Consider the following 20,108-nt stretch of genomic DNA (forward strand, 5'->3'; position numbering starts at 1 on the left):
CGGCCCCGGCCGCGGTGCGCGCGGCATTGCCGGCGGCGGTGCCGGCCTTGCGTGCGCTGCGGGCATCCCCCGCCTGGCGCTTGGCGGAGGCCAGGTCGAGGCGCAGACTGCGCATCGCCTCGCTGACTCCCGACCGCACGTCGTCGGCCAGTCGCCTCACGGAGTCGGCGACCTCGGTCTCGAGGTCGTGCAGGTCACCCTGGCGGGCCTGGAGTTCGGCGCGGCCGGCGTCGGTGATCTCGTAGACGGTCTTGCGGCCATCCGTCGATTTGGTCACGAGTCCTTCCTCTTCAAGCTTGGCCAGGCGCGGGTAGATCGTGCCGGCGCTCGGGATGTACGTTCCGCCGAAGCGGTCGCTGAGCGCCTGGATCAGTTCGTAGCCGTGCCGCGGCTGCTCGGCGAGCAGGCTGAGCAGGTAGAGGCGAAGGCTGCCGTGGGCGAAGACGGGGGTCATTCTCAGACCTCCCCGTTGGCGCGGGCGTCGCCCGGTTCGGTGTTTGTTCGTTCGCTGGCCGGGCCCGCGGACGCAGGCTCGGTGCTGCGACGCACCACCGTGATGTCGCCCGACACCGAGTTGGCCTGCAGCTCGAGCCAGCTGCCCTCGAGTGTGCCGGTGCTGGACTCGAAGCCCTTTCCAAAGGTGCCGCGAATCGTCTGGTCGTCCAGCTGCAGCGTGCCCGAGACGGTGTTCAGCCGGTAGCGCGTCGCCACATCGGCGCCGAGGCGCACGGTGAGGCTGCCGCTGATCGTGTTCGTGTTGATGGAATCGGGCGTGCCCTCGATGTCGAGGAAAACCTCGCTGTTAACCCCGTCGAGACTGAAGCGACGGATGGCCCCGCTCGCCGTGCAATCGCCGGAGACCGTGTGGGCGATGATGCTGCCCTCGAGGCCGCGCACCGACAGCTCGCCGTTCACGGCGTTGAGCTCCAGGTCCCCGGTGACGCCGTCAACCACGATGTCGCCCGACACAGTGCTCAGCCGGGCGCCGTTCGTGAGGCCCGAGATCAGGGCCTCGGCCGAGATCACGCCGAGCTTCAGGGCCACGCCGCGGGGGACCAGGATGCTGACGTCTGCCTTCGCGGTGCCGCGGAACGATGCGAAGACCTCGATGAAGTTGTCCCAGCGCAGCTGCGGGTGGTCGATCTCGAGCGTGTCGCCGTCGACCGAGATCTTGAGGTCCTTTCCGGTCACGCTGTGCACCTCGATGCGGATGCCCGGCTCGTCGTGGCCGATCACGTCGATCTTTCCGCCGATCATGCCCACCTTGAGCGCCCGAACGACCTCGGTGTCGATCACCGTGGTCTGCCCGGGGCTGACCAGCCATTTTTCCAAAGCCATGGAATTCTCCTTTTCGGGGCGGCGTCCGCGCAACGGATGCTCACCACCTGTTCACGATATATCGCGTCTTGTTGAGATTCACGATATATCGCGAGTGGCGAGCGGACAAGCGCCGGCGGGAACTCTCAGCCGGGGTTCAGCTCTCGGTTCAGCTCTCGGTTCAGCTTTCGGTTCAGGCTTCGATTCAGGCTTCCGTACGGCGGTCAACTCTCCGGCTCGATGGTCAGGCCGAGGCGGGCGGCGCGCTCGGCCGACTCGATCGATTCGACCGGGGCGGCTCGCACGGTCAGCAGCGGGATCGGGGCTTTGTTGGCGATCTCCCGCGCCACGCTGCCAAGGAAACGCGAGCGGCGCTGCCGGTGGGAGCCGAGCGCGAAGAGGTCGTAGGCGCCGGAGCCCGCCCGGCGCAGGATCTGCTCGGCGGCGCCCCCTGTGGCCCGGGTGCTGAACGGGTGCACCGCAAGGTCGGCCAGCTGACCGACGGCGGCGGACTGGATGCCGGCGGCGATGCGGTCGAGCCTGTCGGGGGAAACGTCGCGCGCGACGTCGTAGTCGAGCACCGTCAGCAGCGTCACGGTCTGCAGCCTCGCCCCAAGGAGCAGCACCACCGTGACGGCGGCGTGGTCCGCGGCCTCGGAGCCGTCGATGCAGACGAGCACCCGCACGTCTCCCTCGAGGGATTCCCCGGGAATCACGGCCGCCTCGGCCAATTCCTCCCGCTCGAGGTAGACGGCCAGGCCGGCCAGCGCGATGGCGAAGGGGCCGGCAGCCAGACCGAGAACCACCCAGATCGGGGCGTCGTGGCCGCGGCGGATCATCACGAACGCCGACGCAAGTCCCACCAGGACCCAGCCGACCGCCACCAGAAGCGGTGTCACCCAGACGCCTTCTGCCCACATGCCCTCAGCATTGGCGGCCCGCGCCGAACTTGCAAGGGGGCGAGGTCCGGCGGCCGGGGCATCCGTCGACCGGCTCGCCGCCTGAGCGCCGCCTGAGCTTCAGTACAGGAAGATCGGCAGCCAGTCGCGGGTGTGGGCGTGCACGATCACGAGGAAGACGACCGCGTCGAAGAGCAGGTGCACGATCACCACGTAGGTCAGTGATTTGGTGAGCGCGAAGGTGTAGCCCTGCAACAGCGCGAAGGGGAACGTCATCAGCGGCCCCCAGCTCTGGTAGCCCAGTTCCCACAGGAACGAGGTGAAGATCACGGCCTGCAGGAGATTGGCCTGCCAGTCGGGGAAATGACGCCTGAGCAGGGCGAACGCCGTGCAGATAAAGAAGAGTTCGTCCCAGATGCCGACGAAGCCGACGCCCACGAACAGGCGGGCGATCTCGTCGGGGGCGGTCACGGCCGGCCAGTTCTGGTAGGCGCCCGAACGGATGAAATAGGTCGGCAGAATCAGATAGCCCAGCAGCAGCACAAGCGGCAGGTACCAGCGTTCCAGGGAGGTCCAGCGCTGGCCGGTGCGGATCGGGAACCGGATCGCGTGGTCGCCGAACGCGTAGCGGGAGAGCAGGTAGGGCACGAGCACGGCGACGGTCAGCACGGTCCCCATCAGCGCCATATTCGGGTAGCTGATATCGGCCTCGACCGAGATGGTGCTGATGATCAGCAGCCCGATCGCGATCAGGAGCAGATCCTTGAACAGGGCCCGGTCGATGGCGAAGGCGAGCCCGATGGCCGCGGCGAGTAGCGCGTAGCCGGGCAGCGGCTCGCGCGCCCCGAACAGCAGCACGGCGGAGGCGGAGAGCAGCGCGGCGGGGACGAGTCCCCAGGAGGCGCGCGGGCGCATCCGTTCACTCGACGTTGCCGGTCCGGCGCCGCTGCCGGCGCTCGTGCCGCTCGTGAGTGGGCTGCCCGTGCTCCCACTCGTGCCCGCTGCCCGTTTCGCTGACCCTGCCGCGCCATCGCCCATGAGATATGGTACCCAACCCGGGCGGGGAACGGCCGGTGCGTCTCGCCTCGCGACCGGGCATCGAGGCCCGGCGATGAACCAATTCGACGGAGATTTTGGGAGCAAGGAAGGTTTTCCAGGGTTTAAGGACCGATTCGGACGAAATCTCCGTCGAATTCGTTCGGGGGGTGCGGGCGGAACGTGTCGCCGGCTGCCCGGCCGGCTGCCCGGCCGGCTACCTCGCCGGCTACCTCGCCGGCTACCTCGCCGCCTACCCGGTCGCGAGATCGGGTGAATCGTCGCCGTGCAGCCCTGAAACCGACGTTTCACCCGCTTTCGCGGTCTGCGGCGCCGCTAGGTTGAGGGTGTGCATTCAGAGAGCGAACCGGTGGGCGTGGTGCAGAGGCTCATCGGCATCGATTCCGTTAACTCCGACCTGGTGCCGGAGGCTGCAGGCGAACGGATGATCGCAGCTTGGTGCGCAGACTGGCTCACCGCGCGGGGGTTCGAGGTGCACCGCCTCGAGGAGCATCCCGGGCGGCCTACGATCGTCGGCATCCGGCGCGGCACCGGGGGAGGGCGCTCCCTGATGCTCAACGGGCACCTCGACACCGTCGGCGTCGGCGGTTACGCCGGGGATCCGTTCGCGGGCGAGCTCCGGGACGGTCGCGTCATCGGCCGGGGAGCCTTCGATATGAAGGGCGGCGTCGCGGCGATCCTGGTCGCGGCGGCGCGGGCGACGGGAGTCGGGGGAACCGGGGCCCATGCGGCCGGGCCGGCCGGGGCATCCGTTCTCGCCGGAGACGTCATCGTCACCCTCGTGGCGGACGAGGAGTTCGGCAGCCTCGGCACCATGGAGGTGCTGCGCAGCTTCCGCGCCGACGCGGCGATCGTCGCCGAGCCGAGCGAGCTGTGCCTCACGCTCGCCCATCGCGGTTTCGCCTGGTTCGAGGTGGAGCTCACCGGGCTCGCCGCCCACGGATCCCAGCCGGAGCGCGGCATCGACGCCATCGTGCACGCCGGGCTGGTGCTGCGCGCCCTCGATGAGCTCCGGGCCGACATCGAGGCGGCGCCGGCGCATCCGCTGCTCGGCCACGGTACCGTGCGCGTGTCGACCATCGCCGGGGGTTCGGATGCCGCCACCGTCGCCGCCGCCTGCACGCTCACGATCGAGCGGCGCATGTTGCCCGGCCAGAGCCCCGACCGGGTCGAGGCCGAGCTCCGGGCGCTGCTGGAGCGGCTCGCCGACGTCGTCGCCGGGTTCCGCTTCCGGCTGACGCGGCTCGTGGCGCGTGCGGCGTTCGAGGCCGATCCGGAGTGGCCGATCGTGCGTCTGGTGACCGAACGGGCGACGGAGGTGCTCGGACGCCGGCCGGATGTCCGCGGCGAGCCGTTCTGGACCGACGCCGGGCTGCTGCACGAGGCCGGCATCCCCTGCCTCGTCGTGGGCGTGGACGGTGGCGGAGCGCACGCCGACGCGGAGTGGGCGGACGCGGCATCCGTCGACGCGCTCACCGAGATTCTGACCCGCACGATCGCCGATTTCTGCGGGTAGTCCGCGCGCCCGGCGATCCCGCCCGAACCCTGCCTCGGCCCCATCGCCGCCCCTGCCCCGCTGCACCCCGCCGGCCGGGGGAGTCCATGTGGGCCTCATGGTTGTGCTGATTGTTGAACAATATGTAGGCTGGCTCGACATCAGTGACCGCCGGTGCTGACCTTCCGAGAAGTGAGCGCCCCATGGTTTTCAACGTCGTCCGCGCCAGGATTCGAGCGAAAACCGCAGGCGTGAAGAAGAAGCTGCGCGGCCCGCGCCGGGCGCAGCGTAGCGCGCTCCTCGGCGCCATGTTCCTGATGGCGACCAGCGCCGTCGGACCCGGCTTCATCGTGCAGACCACAAGCTTCACGGTGCAGCTCGGCGCAGCCTTCGCCTTCGCCATCCTGGTCTCGATCCTGGTCGACATCGCGGTGCAGCTGAACGTCTGGCGGGTAATCGGCGTCAGCGGTAAGCGAGCGCAGGAACTGGCCAACACCGTGCTGCCCGGCGCCGGCTGGTTCCTGGCCGCGCTGATCTGCCTCGGCGGGCTCGTGTTCAACATCGGCAACATCGCCGGTTCCGGCCTGGGTGTCAACGTGCTCTTCGGCCTGGACGCCAAGCTCGGCGGCATCCTCTCGGCGGCCGTCGCGATCGCGATCTTCCTCAGCAAACGGGCCGGGCTCGCGCTGGACAAGGTCGTCGTCGTACTCGGGGCCGTGATGATCGTGCTGATCGCCTACGTGGCTATCGTGTCGAATCCGCCCCTCGGCCTCGCGGTCAAGAACGCGGTGCTGCCCGACGACATCGATGTCCTCATTATCACCACCCTGATCGGCGGCACGATCGGCGGCTACATCACGTACGCCGGCGCGCACCGGATGATTGACGCCGGCGTGACCGGACGGGCCCAGATCACCGAGATCACCCGCAGTTCGGTGCTGGGCATCATCATCACCGGCGTGATCCGGGTGCTCCTGTTCCTCGCCATCCTCGGCGTGGTCGCCGGGGGCGTGGACCTGACCAGCGACAATCAACCCGCGGAGGCCTTCCAGGCCGCGGCCGGCGAGATCGGGTTCAAACTTTTCGGCATCGTGCTCTGGGCCGCGGCCATCACCTCGGTGATCGGGGCGGCGTACACCTCGATCTCGTTCGTGACCACTTCACAGACCTCGCCCCGCACCCGCAGCATCGCCACCGTCGTCTTCATCGCCGTGTCAACGTTGGTCTACACGCTGCTCGGCCAGGCCCCGGCCACGCTTCTGATCATGGCCGGCGCGGTCAACGGGCTGATCCTCCCGTTCGGCTTCGCTGTCATCCTCTGGGTGGCCTGGCGCCGCCGCGACCTGCTCGGCGGCTACGTCTACCCGAAGTGGCTGCTGGGCATCGGCGTGCTGGCCTGGCTGCTGACGCTGTTCCTCGGCTATCAGTCCCTCGGCGGACTCGCGACGCTTTGGGGCTGACGGATGTGCCCGACCCCCACCCTGCACGGCCCGCCGCGCGCCGCCGCTCCGACGGCCCCCGAAGACCCCCGAAGGCCTCCCGAAGGCCCCTTGAGACTCCCGAAGACCCCTTGAGACTCCCGACGGCCCCCGAAGGCCTCCATTTCTCGCTGCTGTCCGCCGACCCGGTGCCCCCTTTCTCCGTCGTCGACATCCACCCCGCTGCCTGCTTGATCGCCCGCCTCTGTGGCTAACTCAGGAGTTTTGTTTGCGTGGTCACCGGCTGGTGCTGGCCGCCGCACTGGTCCGCGGCTGCGGTGCGCGGCCCGGCGGGATCTCCTGAGTTAGCCACAAACCAGCGCAGCGCGGAGGAACAGCGCGGAGGCGCAGCGGAGGAACAGCGGAGGTGCAGCGGAGGAACAGCGCGGACGCGCAGCACAGCCGCATGCAGGCAGCTGAGGGGAGCGGGGCCGGGCAGTCGTGCCGGATACCGCCGGCTAGCGGACGGACTCGGCCACGATCGACAGCAGCTGGGCCTCGGCGCGCTGCAGGTAGCCGGTGAGCAGGGCCGCGGCATCCGTCGACCGGCCGGCCGTCAGCAGCTCGACGATGCGGGCGTTGTCGTCGACGTAGGGCGCGTGGAAGGTGGCCTCCTCGCCCATCGAATGGAAGACCAGGCGCATCTCGGCGAGCACCTGCGCCATCAGCAAATCGAGGCGGTCGCTGCCGGCCAGGGCCACGACGCCGGCGTGGAACTCCTGGTTGGCACCGGCCATGCCCGGGACCGATCCGGCCTCGCGGGCCGTCCGCGCGCTCGCGACGGCCTGGCGCAGTCCATCCAGCCTCGCCGGGGTGAGCTCCTCGGCCGGTGTGAATGCCAGGGCACCTGGCTCGAGGTAGCGCCGCACCCGGTAGATCTCCCGAATGTCGTCTGCGGTGGGCCGGGCGACGAAGACGCCCTTGTTCGGGATGCGGGTGACCACCCGTTCGGCGCTGAGCGTCGCGAAGGCCTCGCGGAGGGTGTTGCGCGAGACGCCGAGCGCGTCGCAAAGCGGCTCCTCGGGGAGCTTCGTGCCGGGCGGCAGGTGGCCGGCCGCGATCCGCTCGCGAAGCACCCCCGACACCCACTGGCCGGTCTCGGCGTGACGCGCCGACGCGGTGCGGTGACGCAGGTCGGCGAGGGTCTCGGCGAGGGTCATGGTGCCCACGATACCGCCCGGTCGGAGCGGCGGCCCGAGGACGGGCGGGGTGTTCCGGCGGTTCCGGCGGGCAGCCGGAACCGGGCGATGGATACGCTCAGTCCCCGATCGAGGCGACCGCGCTGTCCACCGCCACCGTGTCGCCGGGATGAACCAGCTGCTCCCGCAGGATTCCGCTGCGGTGCGCCACCACGATCGACTCCATCTTCATGGCCTCGAGTACGAGCACCGGGTCGCCTGCGGCCACGAGCGCACCGGATGGGGCCATCCACTTCACGACCGAGCCGCCCATGCTGGCCCGGAGGGTGGCCGGGTCTGCGGCGGGGGCCGAGTGGCCCCCGGTGGGAAGGCCGTCGGCAGCGGTGACAGCGGCCGCACGGGCCGCGCCGCCCAGCCCGCGAAGGAGACTGTCGAGGAGGGTGGCAGGCAGGCCGAGCGCCATCCGTCGCCCGTCGACCTCGATGGTGATGGTGTGGCGGGCGGCCTCCGGCGGCACGGGATTGAACTGGGGGTCGCTGGGCAGTTCTTCGGAGAAGTCGGCCTGGATCCAGCCGGTGTGCACGTCGAGGTGGTCGGGCGCGGTGAATGCCGTCGAAGTGACCACGGCACGGTGGAACGGCAGCACGGTGGGCAGGCCGGTGATCTCGAACTCGGCAAGGGCTCGGCGGGCGCGGCGCAGGGCCTGCTGCCGGTCGGCGCCGGTGACGATCAGCTTGGCGAGCAGGGAGTCGAACCGGTCCGGTACGATGCCGCCTGCCCTGACCCCGGAATCGACCCGGATGCCCGGCCCGGTCGGCACGGTAAAGGTCGCCACGGTCCCGGGGCACGGCAGGAACCCGCGCCCCACGTCTTCGGCGTTGATTCGGAACTCGAACGAGTGCCCCCGCGGTTCGGGGTCGGTGAAGATGGGAACGGGCCCGCCGGCTGCGATCTGCAGCTGCGCCAGTACCAGGTCGATGCCGCTGGTCTCCTCGGTGATCGGATGCTCGACCTGCAGCCGGGTGTTCACCTCGAGGAACGAGATGGTGCCGTCCTGCGCGAGCAGGTACTCCACGGTGCCCGCGCCGGTGTAGCCGGCGGCCCGGCAGATGGCCTTGGCCGAGGAATAGATCTGGTTTTTCTGCGCAGGGGTGAGGAACGGCGCGGGCGCCTCTTCGACGAGCTTCTGGTTGCGGCGCTGCAGCGAGCAGTCGCGGGTGCCCACGACGATCACGTTGCCGTGGGTGTCGGCGAGGATCTGCGCCTCCACGTGGCGGGGTTTGTGCAGGAACCTCTCGACGAAGCACTCGCCGCGGCCGAAGGCGGCCGTCGACTCGCGCACGGCCGAATCAAAGGACTCCTCGATCGCATCCATGTCCCAGACGACCTTGAGGCCGCGGCCGCCGCCGCCGAACGCCGCCTTGATGGCCACCGGCAGGCCGTGCTCCATGGCGAAGGCGCGCACCTCGGCGGCGGTCTCCACGGTGCCCTCGGACCCGGCGACCAGGGGAGCTCCCACCCGGATGGCGATCTCACGGGCGGAGACTTTGTTGCCCAGCACCCGGATCGCGGCGGGCGTCGGACCGATCCAGAGGAGTCCCGCGTCAATCACGGCCTGAGCAAAATCGGCGTTCTCCGAGAGGAAGCCGTAGCCCGGGTGCACGGCGTCGGCGCCGGAATTCTGGGCGATGCGCAGCAGCTTGGCCACGTTGAGGTAGCTGTCGGTCGGGCTGTCGCCGCCAAGTGCCCAGGCCTCCGTGGCGGCCGAGACGTGCAGGCCGTCGGCGTCGACGTCCGCGTAGACGGCCACGGAGTCAAGGCCCGCGTCGTCGCAGGCGCGAGCGATGCGCACGGCGATCTCGCCGCGGTTGGCGATCAGAACTTTCTGCATGGTTCAGCTCTCATTCGGGGCGTGTGTTCGGGGGGTGTTTGGGGCACGCGCGGGGGCTGCGCCGCTCCGCGCGTGGCGTGCCGGCAGCGCAGCGGCGCAGCAACCGCGTAGCGCGTGAGGGCGGGTATCAGGGGGAGGCGGGGACGGGCTCGGCTGGAAGGGGCTCGGCAGGCACGGGCGTGAAACGGATGCGCGCACCCGTCGGCAACTGTGCCGCGAGGTCGAGGTCCTCGGTGAGCACGACGCCGATCACGGGGTAGCCGCCGGTGACCGGGTGGTCCGCGAGGAACAAAACCGGCAAGCCCGACGGCGGCACCTGGATGGCCCCGCGGGCCGTACCCTCGCTGGCCAGCTCGCCCGGCCGCGACCGGGCGAGCGGCTCACCGGCCAGCCGCAGGCCGATCCGGTTCGACTGATGGGTGACGGTCCACTCCGCGTCGCCGAACCGGTCGACGGATGCCGGCTCGAACCAGTCCGCGCGGGGTCCCGGCACGAAGCGCAGCACGGTGACCTCGGCCGGGGCCGGCGGCGGGGTCTCGGGGTGGTGCACGGCGCTGCCGGGGGCGGGCGGCAGCATCCGGAGCACGGTGCCCGAGGTCAGCGGGGCCGGACCGATGCCGCTGAGGGTGTCGGTGGACCGGCTGCCGAGCACCGGGTCCACGTCGATGCCGCCGCGAAAGGCCAGGTAGCTGCGCACGCCCGAGCGGGGGGCTCCGAGCGACAGGGTCTGCCCGGCGAAAAGGGAGACGGCGGAATCCATCGGCAGCTCGCGGTGGCGGCCGACGGCATCCGTCACCGTGAGCGGCAGAACGGCACCGGTGACGGCGAGCACCTGGTCTGCCAGCGCGGTCAGGGACAGGCCGCCGAGGGCGTTCTCGAGCACGGCGGCCGTGGCGGGATTTCCAACGACCCGGTTGGCGCGCCGCAGGGCGCCACGGTCGAGTGCGCCGGACGCGGTCACGCCCTGGTCGGCGTAGCCGGGGCGGCCGAGGTCCTGCACGGTCGTCTGCGCGCCGGGGGAGAGCACGCGGATGCCGGTGGCGGGGGTGGGGGCCGCGGTTGCCGCGACATCGGGAGTGGCCGCCGCTGCCGGAGTCCCAACCGCGACTGCGGTCTCCGGGACGAGGACCCCCGCGGCGGCGACCTGCTCGCGCACCGCGCGGAACCGCACCCGGTCACCCGGGCGGATCAGGGCCGGCTGCGAACGCTTCAGGTCCCAGAGCAGGGCGTCCGTGCGGCCGAGCAGCTGCCAGCCGCCGGGGGAGGCGCGGGGGTAGACGGCGGAGTAGTCGCCGGCCACGGCCACGGAGCCGGTGGGCACCGAGCTGCGCGGCGAGCTGCGCCGGGGCACGGTCAGCACGGCGCTCGCGCCGGTGAGGTAGAGGAAGCCGGGGGCGAAGCCGCCGAACGCGGCGGTCCAGTCCTGGCCGGTGTGCGCGGCGATGACGCCCTCGCTGCTGAGGCCGGTGTGCGCGGCGACGTCGGCGAGGTCTTCCCCGTCGTAGACGGTGTCGATCCGCACGAGCGCGGCGTTTGCGGGGGCGGCCGGCAGCACCTGCAGCTGCCGCAGGGCGTCGGCGAATCCCCGTGCGGCGGAGGCGGAGACGCCGGTGATCAGCACGGTTTCCGCGGCGGCGAGCACGTCGAGCTGCCCGGCCAACGGATGCCGCTGCAGGTGTGCCTGCAGGTCGAGCACGTCGGCCAGGCTAGGCAGTCCGACCAGCACGGCGCGGTCGCCGACGGCTCGGATGATGCGAACGGGATCGGACACGGGGCTAGACGAAGCTTCGAATGCGGATTCCGGCATCCTGCAGCGCGGAGCGCACCGCACCGACCAGCGCGACCGCGCCGGGGGTGTCGCCGTGCAGGCAGATGCTTTCGGCCGTCACCGTGAGGAGGCTGCCGTCGACCGTGCGCACCTGGCGGTCACCGGCCAGGCGGAGCGCCTGCTCGGTGACAGCGTCGGGGTGCAGCAGCACGGCGCCGGGCCGGGACCGCGAGACCAAAGAGCCGTCGGAGTTGTAGGCGCGGTCGGCGAAAGCCTCCACGACCGTGCGGAGCCCCGCCGCGTCGGCGAGGCGCTGGATCTCGGAATCGGGCAGCACCATCACGGGCAGGCTCGGGTCGACGGCGCGGATCGCGTCGACGACGGCCTGCGCCTGCACCTCGTCGTGCGCGATGGTGTTGTAGAGGGCGCCGTGCGGTTTGACGTAGCTGACCCGGGTTCCGGCGACCGCGGCCAGGGCCTGCAGCGCGCCGATCTGGTAGATCACCTCGTCGGTGAGGTGACCGGGCTCCATGTCGATGAACCGGCGGCCGAAGCCGGCCAGGTCCCGGTAGCCCGGGTGCGCGCCGACCGTCACGCCGGCGGCGGCGGCGGCGGTGCAGGTGGCGCGGATCGTGCTCGGATCCCCGGCGTGGAAGGCGCAGGCCACGTTCACGCTGGAGACGGAGGAGATGATCGCTGCGTCGTCGCCGAAGGACCAGTTGCCGAAGGATTCCCCGACATCACTGTTTAGATCGATGCTGTCTGAATCGATGCTGGACATCCGGGTCTCCGTCCGTGGAAGTTTGGTTAAGGATGCACCACTTCCGCAGATTGTTCAACAATGTATTGGCGGGTGGAAGCCCGATTCGGCGCCGGAGTCAGTTCGCGGGGCTGTCGATCGAGGGCTCGGAGGGCGGCACGGAACCCTCGAGGGTCTCCTCGAGCCGGGCGTCGTCGTTCTGGGGCAGGGTGATCGCGAAGAACGGGATCGTCCAGTGGCAGAGCGGGCCGACGAGCACGGCGAAGAGCACCGTGCCGATGCCCACGTTGCCGCCGAGTGCCCAGCCGATGCTGAGCACGGTCACCTCGATGCCCGTGCGCACGATCCAGATGCGCCAGCCGGTGCGCTGGTGCAGGCCCGTCATCAGCCCGTCGCGCGGGCCGGGGCCGAAATGCGCGCCGATATAGAGGCCGGTAGCGATCGCCAGCACCAGAAGCCCGGCCGCGAACAGCAGGATGCGCACCCACAAATCCTGCCCCGTCGGGATCAGCCAGAGGCCGACATCCGCCGCCGGCCCGACGAGCAGGGCGTTCAGCACGGTGCCCACGCCCGGCTTCTGGCGCAGCGGGATCCAGAGCAGCAGCACGACGCCGCTGATCAGGATGGTGACCAACCCAAAACCGAGGCCGGTGCGGCCGGATATGCCCTGGGTGAGGACGTCCCACGGGGCCACGCCGATCTCGCCGCGCACAATCAGCGCGATCCCCAAGCCGTAGAGGAAGAGGCCGATGAGGAGCTGGACGAGGCGACGGGTCATGGAAGTCCATCCAATTGCACTATCGGCCCGTTATCAAGTTGCCAGGCCGACCCGGCCCGGCGTCGCGGATGCCGCCTTCCGCGCCGCCGGCGACCTGTCGGGCCGGCCGCTCGTGCGCAGACCGTGCCTAGTCGTCGAGAACGAAGGTGACTTCGATCACGACGTCGTACGAGGTAATCTCACCGTCTGTCACCTCCACCTTCTGTTCCTTGACCCAGGCGCCGGAGACCCCGCGCAGGGTCTTGCTCGCCCGGGCGATGCCGACGGCGACGGCATCCTCGAAGGATCTGTCGGACCGGATGCTGAGTGTTGTTACGCGTGCCACAGACATAATTGCTCCTTGTCGTTCGGGTTGATGGTGCGTCTTGCGGCCGAGGGTACGCCCCTCCGCCTGCCTCGGCCCGACGGATGCCCCGGGCAGGGAAGTCTGCACACCCTGCAATGAGATACTGAACGGGTGCATTTTCTCGCTGTCTTGAGCATGAAGAACCGGGCGCTGATCGCGCTGATCACCATCGTCGTCGCCGTTTTCGGCAGCCTCGCCCTGACCAGCCTCAAGCAGGAGCTGATCCCTTCCTTGCAGCTGCCGCAACTGGTGGTCTCGACGAGCTACCCGGGCGCCTCGCCCGAGGTCGTCAACGACGACGTGTCGACGCCGATCGAGACGGCGATCCAGGGCATCCCCGGGCTCGAATCCACCTCGACGACCAGCAGCACCAACGCGTCGCTGGTCAGCGCCACGTTCACCTACGGCACCGACCTGGTCAAGGCCGAATCGCGCATCAGCCAGGCCATCAACCGCATCAAGTCGACCATGCCTGAGAACCTCGACCCGCAGGTGCTCTCCGGCAGCATCGACGACTTCCCGGTGCTCTCCCTCGCCGTGTCCGGCGGCGACCGCGACACCCTCGCCGACGACCTCAAGCGCAGCGTACTGGGCGACATCCGTGATGTGCAGGGCGTGCGCGAGGCAGCCCTGGTCGGCGACGTCGGCCGCCGCGTGACCATCACGCCGGATGCCGCGAAGCTGGCCGAACGCGGCCTGACCAGCCAGGGCATCCGCAGTGCGCTGGAACAGAACGGGTCGCTGATCCCGGCCGGTTCGCTGACCGAAGACGACACCACCCTCTCGGTGCAGACCGGCTCGAAGCTCGGCGAGGCCGAGGACATCGCGGCGCTTCCGATCCTCGCCCCGGTGCCCGGCGCGGGTCTGACCACCATCGGCGACGTCGCCAACGTCGCCCTCGGCGAGAACCCGGTCGCGAGCATCTCCCGTGTCGACGGGCAGCCGGCCCTGACCATCGCGGTCACCAAGGTGCCCGCAGCGAACACGGTCGACGTGTCCGGGGCCGTGCGCGCGATCCTGCCCCAGCTGGAGGCGGCGGTCCCCGGCGCGACCTTCACGGTCGTCTTCGACCAGGCTCCGTTCATCCAGGAATCGATCGACGCGCTCACCGAAGAGGGCCTGCTCGGACTGATCTTCGCCGTTCTCGTGATCCTCGTGTTCCTGCTCTCGGTGCGGGCGACCCTGGTCACGGCGATCTCGATCCCGACCTCGGTGCTGATCACCTTCATCGGCCTGCAGGGCGTGGGCTATTCGCTGAACATCCTCACCCTCGGCGCCCTCACCATCGCGATCGGGCGCGTCGTAGACGACTCCATCGTGGTGATCGAGAACATCACCCGCAACCTGGTCGAGGGCGCCGACCGCGCCGCGACCATCGTGCGCGCGGTGCGCGAGGTGGCCGGGGCGATCACGGCATCCACCATCACCACCGTCACCGTGTTCCTGCCGATCGCGTTCGTCGGCGGCTCGACCGGGGAACTGTTCCGGCCGTTCGCGCTAACCGTCTCGATCGCCCTGCTCGCGTCGCTGCTGGTGTCTCTGACCATCGTGCCCGTGCTCGCATACTGGTTCCTGCGGCCGGCCAGGGCGGTCGCGCCCGCCCCGGTGGTTGAGCTCGTCGAAACCCCCCTGGCCCTTACTGCGGAGGTCTCGACAGGCTCGCCCACCGTCAGCGTCGAGCCCACCACCTCGCGCCGCACCCGCCACAACGGCAGCGCGGACGCCCCACCCGAGGAGCGCCCGAGCCGCCTTCAGACCGGCTACCTCCCGGTCATCCGCTGGACCCTGAACCACGCCGTCGCGACACTCCTGGTCGCGGTGCTCGTTCTGGGCGGCACGGTGGCCCTGGTTCCCTATATGAAGATCAACTTCCTCGGCTCGACCGGGCAGACCACCTTCCAAGTCACCCAGACACTGCCGGTGGGCACCAGCCTCGCAGCTCAGGACGACGCCTCCACGGCCGCCGAGAAGTCCCTTCGCGGCACCGACGGCGTCGAAATCGTGCAGGTCTCCATCGGTGGCGGCAACGCCCTGGCCGCATTCGGCGGCGGCGTGTCGTCAAACACCGTGACCTACTCGATCACCACCGACGGGGAGGCCAACCCCGACGAGGTTCAGGATGTCGTGCGAGACCAGCTCACGGCCCTGAACGGAAGCGGAGAATTCTCGATCTCGTCCGGCGGAGGGTTCGGCGGGACATCCGATATCACCGTGGATGTGACCGCGGCCACGAACGCCGACCTGCAGAGGGCCACCGACGCGGTGCTCGCCTCCGTGGAGGACCTCGACGCGATCAAGGAGAGCTCAAGCAATCTGGCGGCCTCACGCCCCTACATCGCGGTGACCGTCGACCGGGATGCCGCGGGTGCCGTGGGCCTGAGCGAGCTCGCCCTGGGCGCACTGGTGTCGCAGGCCATGCAGCCGAGCGTGATCGGATCCATCGTGATCGACGAGACGACCCTATCGGTCTACCTGCAGTCCGAGGCGCCGCCGACGACGACGGCCGAGCTCGCGGCCCTGAGTATCCCGACCCTGGCCGGACCGGTTGCCCTGGACACCCTGGCCACGGTCGAGCAGGTCGAGGGTCCGTCCACCCTCACCACGACGAAGGGGCTGCGCACGGCGACCGTGTCCGCCACCCCCAGCATCGACGACCTGGGTGCGGCCAACGCGCAGATGACGGCAGCCCTGGCCGACACCGCTTTGCCGGAGGGCGCGACGGCGACCCTCGGCGGGGTCACCGCCGACCAGACCGAGGCGTTCGCGCAGCTCGGGCTCGCGCTGCTGATCGCCATCCTGATCGTCTACATCGTGATGGTGGCGACCTTCCGGTCGCTGCTGCAGCCACTGCTGCTGCTGGTGTCGGTGCCGTTCGCGGCGACCGGCGCGATCGCCCTGCAGGTGATCACCGGCATCCCGCTGGGTGTGCCCTCGCTGATCGGCGTGCTGATGCTGATCGGCATCGTCGTGACCAACGCCATCGTGCTGATCGACCTGGTCAACCAGTACCGGCGTCGCGGGCAGTCGGTGCGGGAGGCGCTGGTCAACGGTGCGTCCCGTCGTCTGCGCCCGATCCTGATGACCGCGCTCGCCACGATATTCGCGCTGCTGCCGATGGCGGTCGGCCTCACCGGAACGGGTGGTTTCATCTCGCAGCCGCTGGCCCTCGTTGTCATCGGCGGGCTGGTCTCCTCGACCGTGCTGACCCTGGTGGTGCTGCCCGTGCTGTACTTCCTGGTCGAGGGCGGCCGGGAGCGCCGGGCCGAGCGGCGCGAGCTGCGCGCATCCGCCGGCGCCATCTCCGACGTGTCCCGTGCCTGACTTCTGCACAGTGTGAGCCGCGCGGCGAACGGCCGTATGTTTCCGCGCATCCGCCGGGCCGAGCGGCGCGCATTCGCCGGGGTTATGCACGCAACGCTGCGGCTAACTCAGGAAAACCTGCGTCGGCTGCAGCCCCTGCCCCCGGAATCAGGCAACGGATGCCGCGGCCTGCCCCGGATCTCCTGAGTTGGCCACCGTGCGGCCGAAGCCGGCCCGGCTCTAGAAGCTGACCGGGGCCGGGGCCAGCGGGCCGGTGCGCACGAGCACGGTGCTGTCGTCGTCACAGCCCTCGATCGGGTTCGGAGTGGCCACCCGGCTCGCGGTGTCCCAGCCGGGCAGCGTCACGTCGAGGGCGCCGACCGGCACGAGGGGACAGCCGTACGCGCCGGCTTGGCCGAGGTGCAGCAGGCTGTACGCGGATGTCCCGGGCGCCAACGCGAGGACCGCCACCGGGTACCAGCGTCCCGGCTCGGTGTCGGAAGCGGACCCGACCGGCACATTCGGGGCCGCGCCGACCAGAGTCGTCACCGGGTAGCCCTCGACCGTGCACGCCGCCGGGCCGGTGTTCGTGAGGCGCAGGTCCCAGTAGAAGTTGCCCATGCCGCTGTCCTGAGGCCTCGACTGCAGCGACAGCGCCAGTTGGTTCGAACCGCAGGTGCCGGCGGAGGCCGAATCGGCGGGAGCGGGTGTCGAGGACTGCGTGGCTGGGGAGGTCGGGGTCGAAGTTGCCGTCGGGGTCGAAGCTGCCGTCGGGGTCGAACCGGGCGGCGAAACATCGCCGGTCGGGGGTGAACCCGGCCCCGCGCATCCGGCCAGCACCAACGCCGCCGCGCACCCCAGTCCGACTGCCATTGACCGCCCTCGACCCCGCATCACCGTCATAGCCCCAGTTTCACACTGCCTGGGCGTTGTCGCCCAGGGACACGGGCGCGGGCCAAAGATGTGTAACATCCCCCGCGAAGCTGACCTAGACTCATTTCCAAAGGGGGGTCTGATGACCACGCAATTTCCGAAGTTCCTGGAGGCACGCTACCGGGTTAAGGACCTGATCGGCCGCGGCGGAATGGCCTCGGTCTACCGGGCCACCGACGAGCGTCTGGGTCGGGACGTGGCGATCAAGATCTTCGAACTTCGCGCCACCGACGTGCCCAATATTCAGCGCCAGCAAGCCGAGATCAACGTGCTGGCAAGCCTGAACCACCACAGCATTGTCACCCTGTTCGACGTCGGTGTGGACCGGACCGAGGCGGACCACCCGCAGATCTTCCTTGTGATGGAGCTCGTGGACGGCGTCAACCTGCGTCAGCGACTCGACCGGGATCCGATGTCGACGCGGCACATCGCCCAGATCGGTTACGACCTGGCGGAGGGGCTCGACTACATCCACGGGCGCGGCGTCATCCACCGTGATATCAAACCGGCGAACATCCTCCTCGCGGAATACAGCTCGGATTCCCGAGCGCGCGCGCGGCTGACCGATTTCGGCATCGCCCTGTTCCCGGACAGCGCGCGGGTGACCACCCAGGGGATGACGACGGGCACGGCCGCCTATCTCAGTCCGGAGCAGGCCCGGGGAGAGAACCTCGGCCCGGCGAGCGACATCTATGCGTTGGGGCTCGTGCTCCTGGAATGCTTCACCGGTGAGACGGCGTTCCCCGGGGAGCCGATCCCGTCGGCCCTGGCCAGACTCCAGCGCGACCCTGCCATCCCGCAGGAAATCGCCCCGGAGTGGCGGCACCTTCTGTCGACCATGCTGGCCCGCAAGCCGGAGCAGCGCCCGCCGACCGCGGAGGTGGTGCTCGCTCTGCACCAGGCTGTTATCGCGGAAACCGGCCGCCATCGTAGTGCCGTGGATCACCTCGTCAGCGACGAACCCGCACGGCTGCACGAGGTCGCGCGCCTCGACATTCTCGACACTCCCGCCGACGGCGCCTTCGACCGGATTGCCGCGCTCGCCGCCCGGTTGTGCGATGTGCCGATCGCGATCGTCAGTATCGTCGACACCGACCGTATCTGGTTCAAATCGCATCACGGCCTCGACCTCGAGGAGATCCCCCGCGATCCGGGCCTCTGTGCCTCGGCCATCATGTCCGAGGGACCCTGGGTGGTAGAGGATGCCCGCACCGACCCGCGCGCGCTCGCAAACCCACTCGTGGCCGAGGAATTCGGCCTGCAGTTTTATGCCGGAGTACCCCTGACGACCCGGAACGGTTACAACCTCGGCACCCTGTGCGTTATCGACTTCCGACCGCGCGCCATCACCGCGCCCGAGCTCCGCACCCTCACCGACCTTGCCGCTCTGGTGATGAGCGAACTCGAACTGCGGCTGGAAAGCCGGCGCGCCGCTCTTTCCTGAAGGAAAGCGGCCCCATGAGCGGTCAGGCGGTGTGGCCAGGCGCAGTGGTCACGCGGAGTCCTCGCTCAGCCGGCACCGACCTCGATGACGCTGACGCGCAGCCCGTCGAGAGCGGCGACCCGCAACTGGTAGTCCCCGGCCGAGACGGTGTCGCCCACCTGGGGCATGCGTCCGAGCCGGTAGGTCACGAAGCCGGCCGCGGTCTCATAGGGGCCGTCCTCGAGTTCGACTCCTGTGGCATCCGTGAAGTCTTCGATATTCAGGCCGCCATCCGCCAGCCGGGCCTGGCCGTTCTCGTCGGAGTGTCCCTCGGGCACAGGCAGGTCGTATTCGTCGTGGATCTCACCCACGAGCTCCTCAACGAGATCCTCGAGAGTCACGATACCGTCGGTGCCGCCGTATTCGTCGACGACGATCGCGATGTGCACGCCGGCACGGCGCAGCTGGGTCATGGCCGGCAGGATGCGATTGGTGCCGGGAAGGAAGACGATGGCCCGCACCACCTCGGCTACGGTCGTCGCGCCGGGGTGGGCGTCGGGGTCCAGGAGATCGCGCACGTGTACGAAGCCCAGCACCTCGTCGATTGAGCGGCCGATCACCGGGTAGCGCGAGTGCGGCAGCGACCGGATCTCCTCCAGGGCGGCGGGAATCGTCTGCGTGCCGACCAGGAAGTCGACGTCTCCGCGATGGCGCATCACCTCCTTGACCAGCCGGTTGGTGGCGTCGAGCACTTCACTCAGGATGTGCCGTTCCTCGACCTCGAGGCCCTCGTGTGCGTCGACGAGGTCGCGCAACTCCTCATCAGACACGAGCTCGCTCCGGGCGTGCGGGTCTCCGCCCAGGAGCCGCACAACGGCGTTCGTCGAGACGGACAGCAGCCAGATCACGGGGCGCATCAGGGTCGCGAAGACCTGGAGCGGTGGCGCGAGCGCGAGCGCGAAGCTGCTGGCCTTCTGCAGCGCGAATCGCTTCGGCACGAGTTCCCCCAACACCAGGGAGAGGTAGGCGACGAGGAGCGTCAGACCGACCAGGGCAAGCGTGTCCGCGGCGCCTTTCGACAGCCCGAGTACCACCAGCAGTGGGGCGAGGTCGGGCGCCAGCGTGGAGGCACCGTAGGCGGCGGACAGGAACCCGGCGACGGTGACGCCGATCTGCACGGCCGCCAGAAACCGGTTCGGGTCCCGGGCCAGGTGGGCGACCGTTTTGCCACGGGTGCTTTCGCGTTCCAGCGCGCGCAGCTGGCTCTCGCGCAGGGACACCAACGCCAACTCGGTCGCTGCGAACACGCCGCCTATGAGCACGAACAGCAGCACGAGCGCCAGGTTGAGCCAGGTATAAACGTCCATGCCGGTCATTCTAAAGCCGTTCGAGGACTCCACCCGGGCCGCGCCGCTGCGTCGGCTCCTCCTGCGTGTGGCTAACTCAGGAGATCCGGCGAGTCGGCTGCTGATCGCGTGGCGGTGCCGCGGAATTGCAGGGGGCGTGGTGACGAAGCCAGCCATTC

The 20,108-nt window shown here is 69.7% G+C and carries 16 protein-coding genes; 4 read left to right on the plus strand and 12 right to left on the minus strand.

The window, feature by feature from the left end; genetic code table 11:
- The 4 genes from E3T34_RS14585 to E3T34_RS14600 form a co-directional block, all read right to left on the minus strand.
- Positions 1–454, minus strand: a 454-nt coding sequence (locus E3T34_RS14585; protein ID WP_134343407.1) for a PadR family transcriptional regulator, incomplete at its 3' end; no start/stop codon positions are given.
- A gap of 2 nt (positions 455–456) precedes the next feature.
- A complete protein-coding gene (locus E3T34_RS14590) occupies positions 457–1,338 on the minus strand; it encodes a DUF4097 family beta strand repeat-containing protein (RefSeq protein WP_166785911.1) in 882 nt (293 codons plus the stop codon).
- A 203-nt stretch (positions 1,339–1,541) separates the two neighbouring features.
- On the minus strand, positions 1,542–2,216 hold the full coding sequence (locus E3T34_RS14595; protein ID WP_158250183.1) for a universal stress protein: 675 nt from the start codon (positions 2,214–2,216) through the stop codon (positions 1,542–1,544).
- A 120-nt stretch (positions 2,217–2,336) separates the two neighbouring features.
- Positions 2,337–3,131 carry a CPBP family intramembrane glutamic endopeptidase gene (locus E3T34_RS14600; RefSeq protein WP_104169461.1) on the minus strand — a complete coding sequence of 265 codons (795 nt, stop codon included), beginning with the start codon at positions 3,129–3,131 and terminating at the stop codon, positions 2,337–2,339.
- A 469-nt stretch (positions 3,132–3,600) separates the two neighbouring features.
- Between E3T34_RS14600 and E3T34_RS14605 the strand changes: the two genes are divergently transcribed.
- Positions 3,601–4,788 carry a M20/M25/M40 family metallo-hydrolase gene (locus E3T34_RS14605; RefSeq protein ID WP_241977425.1) on the plus strand — a complete coding sequence of 396 codons (1,188 nt, stop codon included), beginning with the start codon at positions 3,601–3,603 and terminating at the stop codon, positions 4,786–4,788.
- Positions 4,789–5,075: 287 nt separating this feature from the next.
- Complete coding sequence (locus tag E3T34_RS14610; protein ID WP_134343425.1) at positions 5,076–6,227, plus strand: NRAMP family divalent metal transporter; 1,152 nt, start codon at positions 5,076–5,078, stop codon at positions 6,225–6,227.
- 476 nt (positions 6,228–6,703) lie between these two features.
- Here the strand turns inward: E3T34_RS14610 and E3T34_RS14615 are convergent, their stop codons facing one another.
- The 6 genes from E3T34_RS14615 to E3T34_RS14640 form a co-directional block, all read right to left on the minus strand.
- Entirely contained in the window at positions 6,704–7,405 is a 702-nt protein-coding gene (locus tag E3T34_RS14615; RefSeq protein ID WP_134343408.1) for a GntR family transcriptional regulator, read from the minus strand.
- A gap of 97 nt (positions 7,406–7,502) precedes the next feature.
- Positions 7,503–9,275 carry a biotin carboxylase N-terminal domain-containing protein gene (locus E3T34_RS14620; RefSeq protein ID WP_134343409.1) on the minus strand — a complete coding sequence of 591 codons (1,773 nt, stop codon included), beginning with the start codon at positions 9,273–9,275 and terminating at the stop codon, positions 7,503–7,505.
- Positions 9,276–9,402: 127 nt separating this feature from the next.
- The gene (locus E3T34_RS14625; protein WP_347232372.1) at positions 9,403–11,046 is read right to left on the minus strand and encodes a 5-oxoprolinase/urea amidolyase family protein; all 1,644 of its coding nucleotides are present in this window, start codon (positions 11,044–11,046) and stop codon (positions 9,403–9,405) included.
- Positions 11,047–11,050: 4 nt separating this feature from the next.
- Positions 11,051–11,824 (minus strand): LamB/YcsF family protein, encoded by a 774-nt coding sequence (locus E3T34_RS14630; protein WP_134343411.1) that lies wholly within the window; start codon positions 11,822–11,824, stop codon positions 11,051–11,053.
- A 97-nt stretch (positions 11,825–11,921) separates the two neighbouring features.
- Complete coding sequence (locus E3T34_RS14635) at positions 11,922–12,581, minus strand: YitT family protein (RefSeq protein WP_166784770.1); 660 nt, start codon at positions 12,579–12,581, stop codon at positions 11,922–11,924.
- Between the two features lie 127 nt (positions 12,582–12,708).
- Positions 12,709–12,912, minus strand: coding sequence for a dodecin family protein (locus tag E3T34_RS14640; RefSeq protein WP_104102676.1), 204 nt, complete (start codon positions 12,910–12,912; stop codon positions 12,709–12,711).
- Positions 12,913–13,038: 126 nt separating this feature from the next.
- Between E3T34_RS14640 and E3T34_RS14645 the strand changes: the two genes are divergently transcribed.
- Entirely contained in the window at positions 13,039–16,248 is a 3,210-nt protein-coding gene (locus E3T34_RS14645) for an efflux RND transporter permease subunit (RefSeq protein ID WP_134343412.1), read from the plus strand.
- Between the two features lie 219 nt (positions 16,249–16,467).
- Here E3T34_RS14645 and E3T34_RS16785 read toward each other — a convergent pair whose 3' ends face one another.
- Positions 16,468–17,199 carry a DUF4232 domain-containing protein gene (locus tag E3T34_RS16785; RefSeq protein WP_370327703.1) on the minus strand — a complete coding sequence of 244 codons (732 nt, stop codon included), beginning with the start codon at positions 17,197–17,199 and terminating at the stop codon, positions 16,468–16,470.
- A gap of 43 nt (positions 17,200–17,242) precedes the next feature.
- On the opposite strand from E3T34_RS16785, the gene E3T34_RS14655 reads away from it, so the two are divergent.
- Positions 17,243–18,604: a protein kinase gene (locus E3T34_RS14655; RefSeq protein ID WP_134343414.1), complete on the plus strand. Its 1,362-nt coding sequence runs from the start codon at positions 17,243–17,245 to the stop codon at positions 18,602–18,604.
- Positions 18,605–18,669: 65 nt separating this feature from the next.
- On the opposite strand, the gene E3T34_RS14660 is transcribed toward E3T34_RS14655, so the two are convergent.
- Complete coding sequence (locus tag E3T34_RS14660; protein ID WP_104102664.1) at positions 18,670–19,950, minus strand: hemolysin family protein; 1,281 nt, start codon at positions 19,948–19,950, stop codon at positions 18,670–18,672.
- Between the last annotated feature and the right edge of the window lie 158 nt (positions 19,951–20,108).

It is taken from the genome of Cryobacterium sp. TMT1-62 (assembly GCF_004403145.1).
Classification (GTDB): domain Bacteria; phylum Actinomycetota; class Actinomycetes; order Actinomycetales; family Microbacteriaceae; genus Cryobacterium; species Cryobacterium sandaracinum.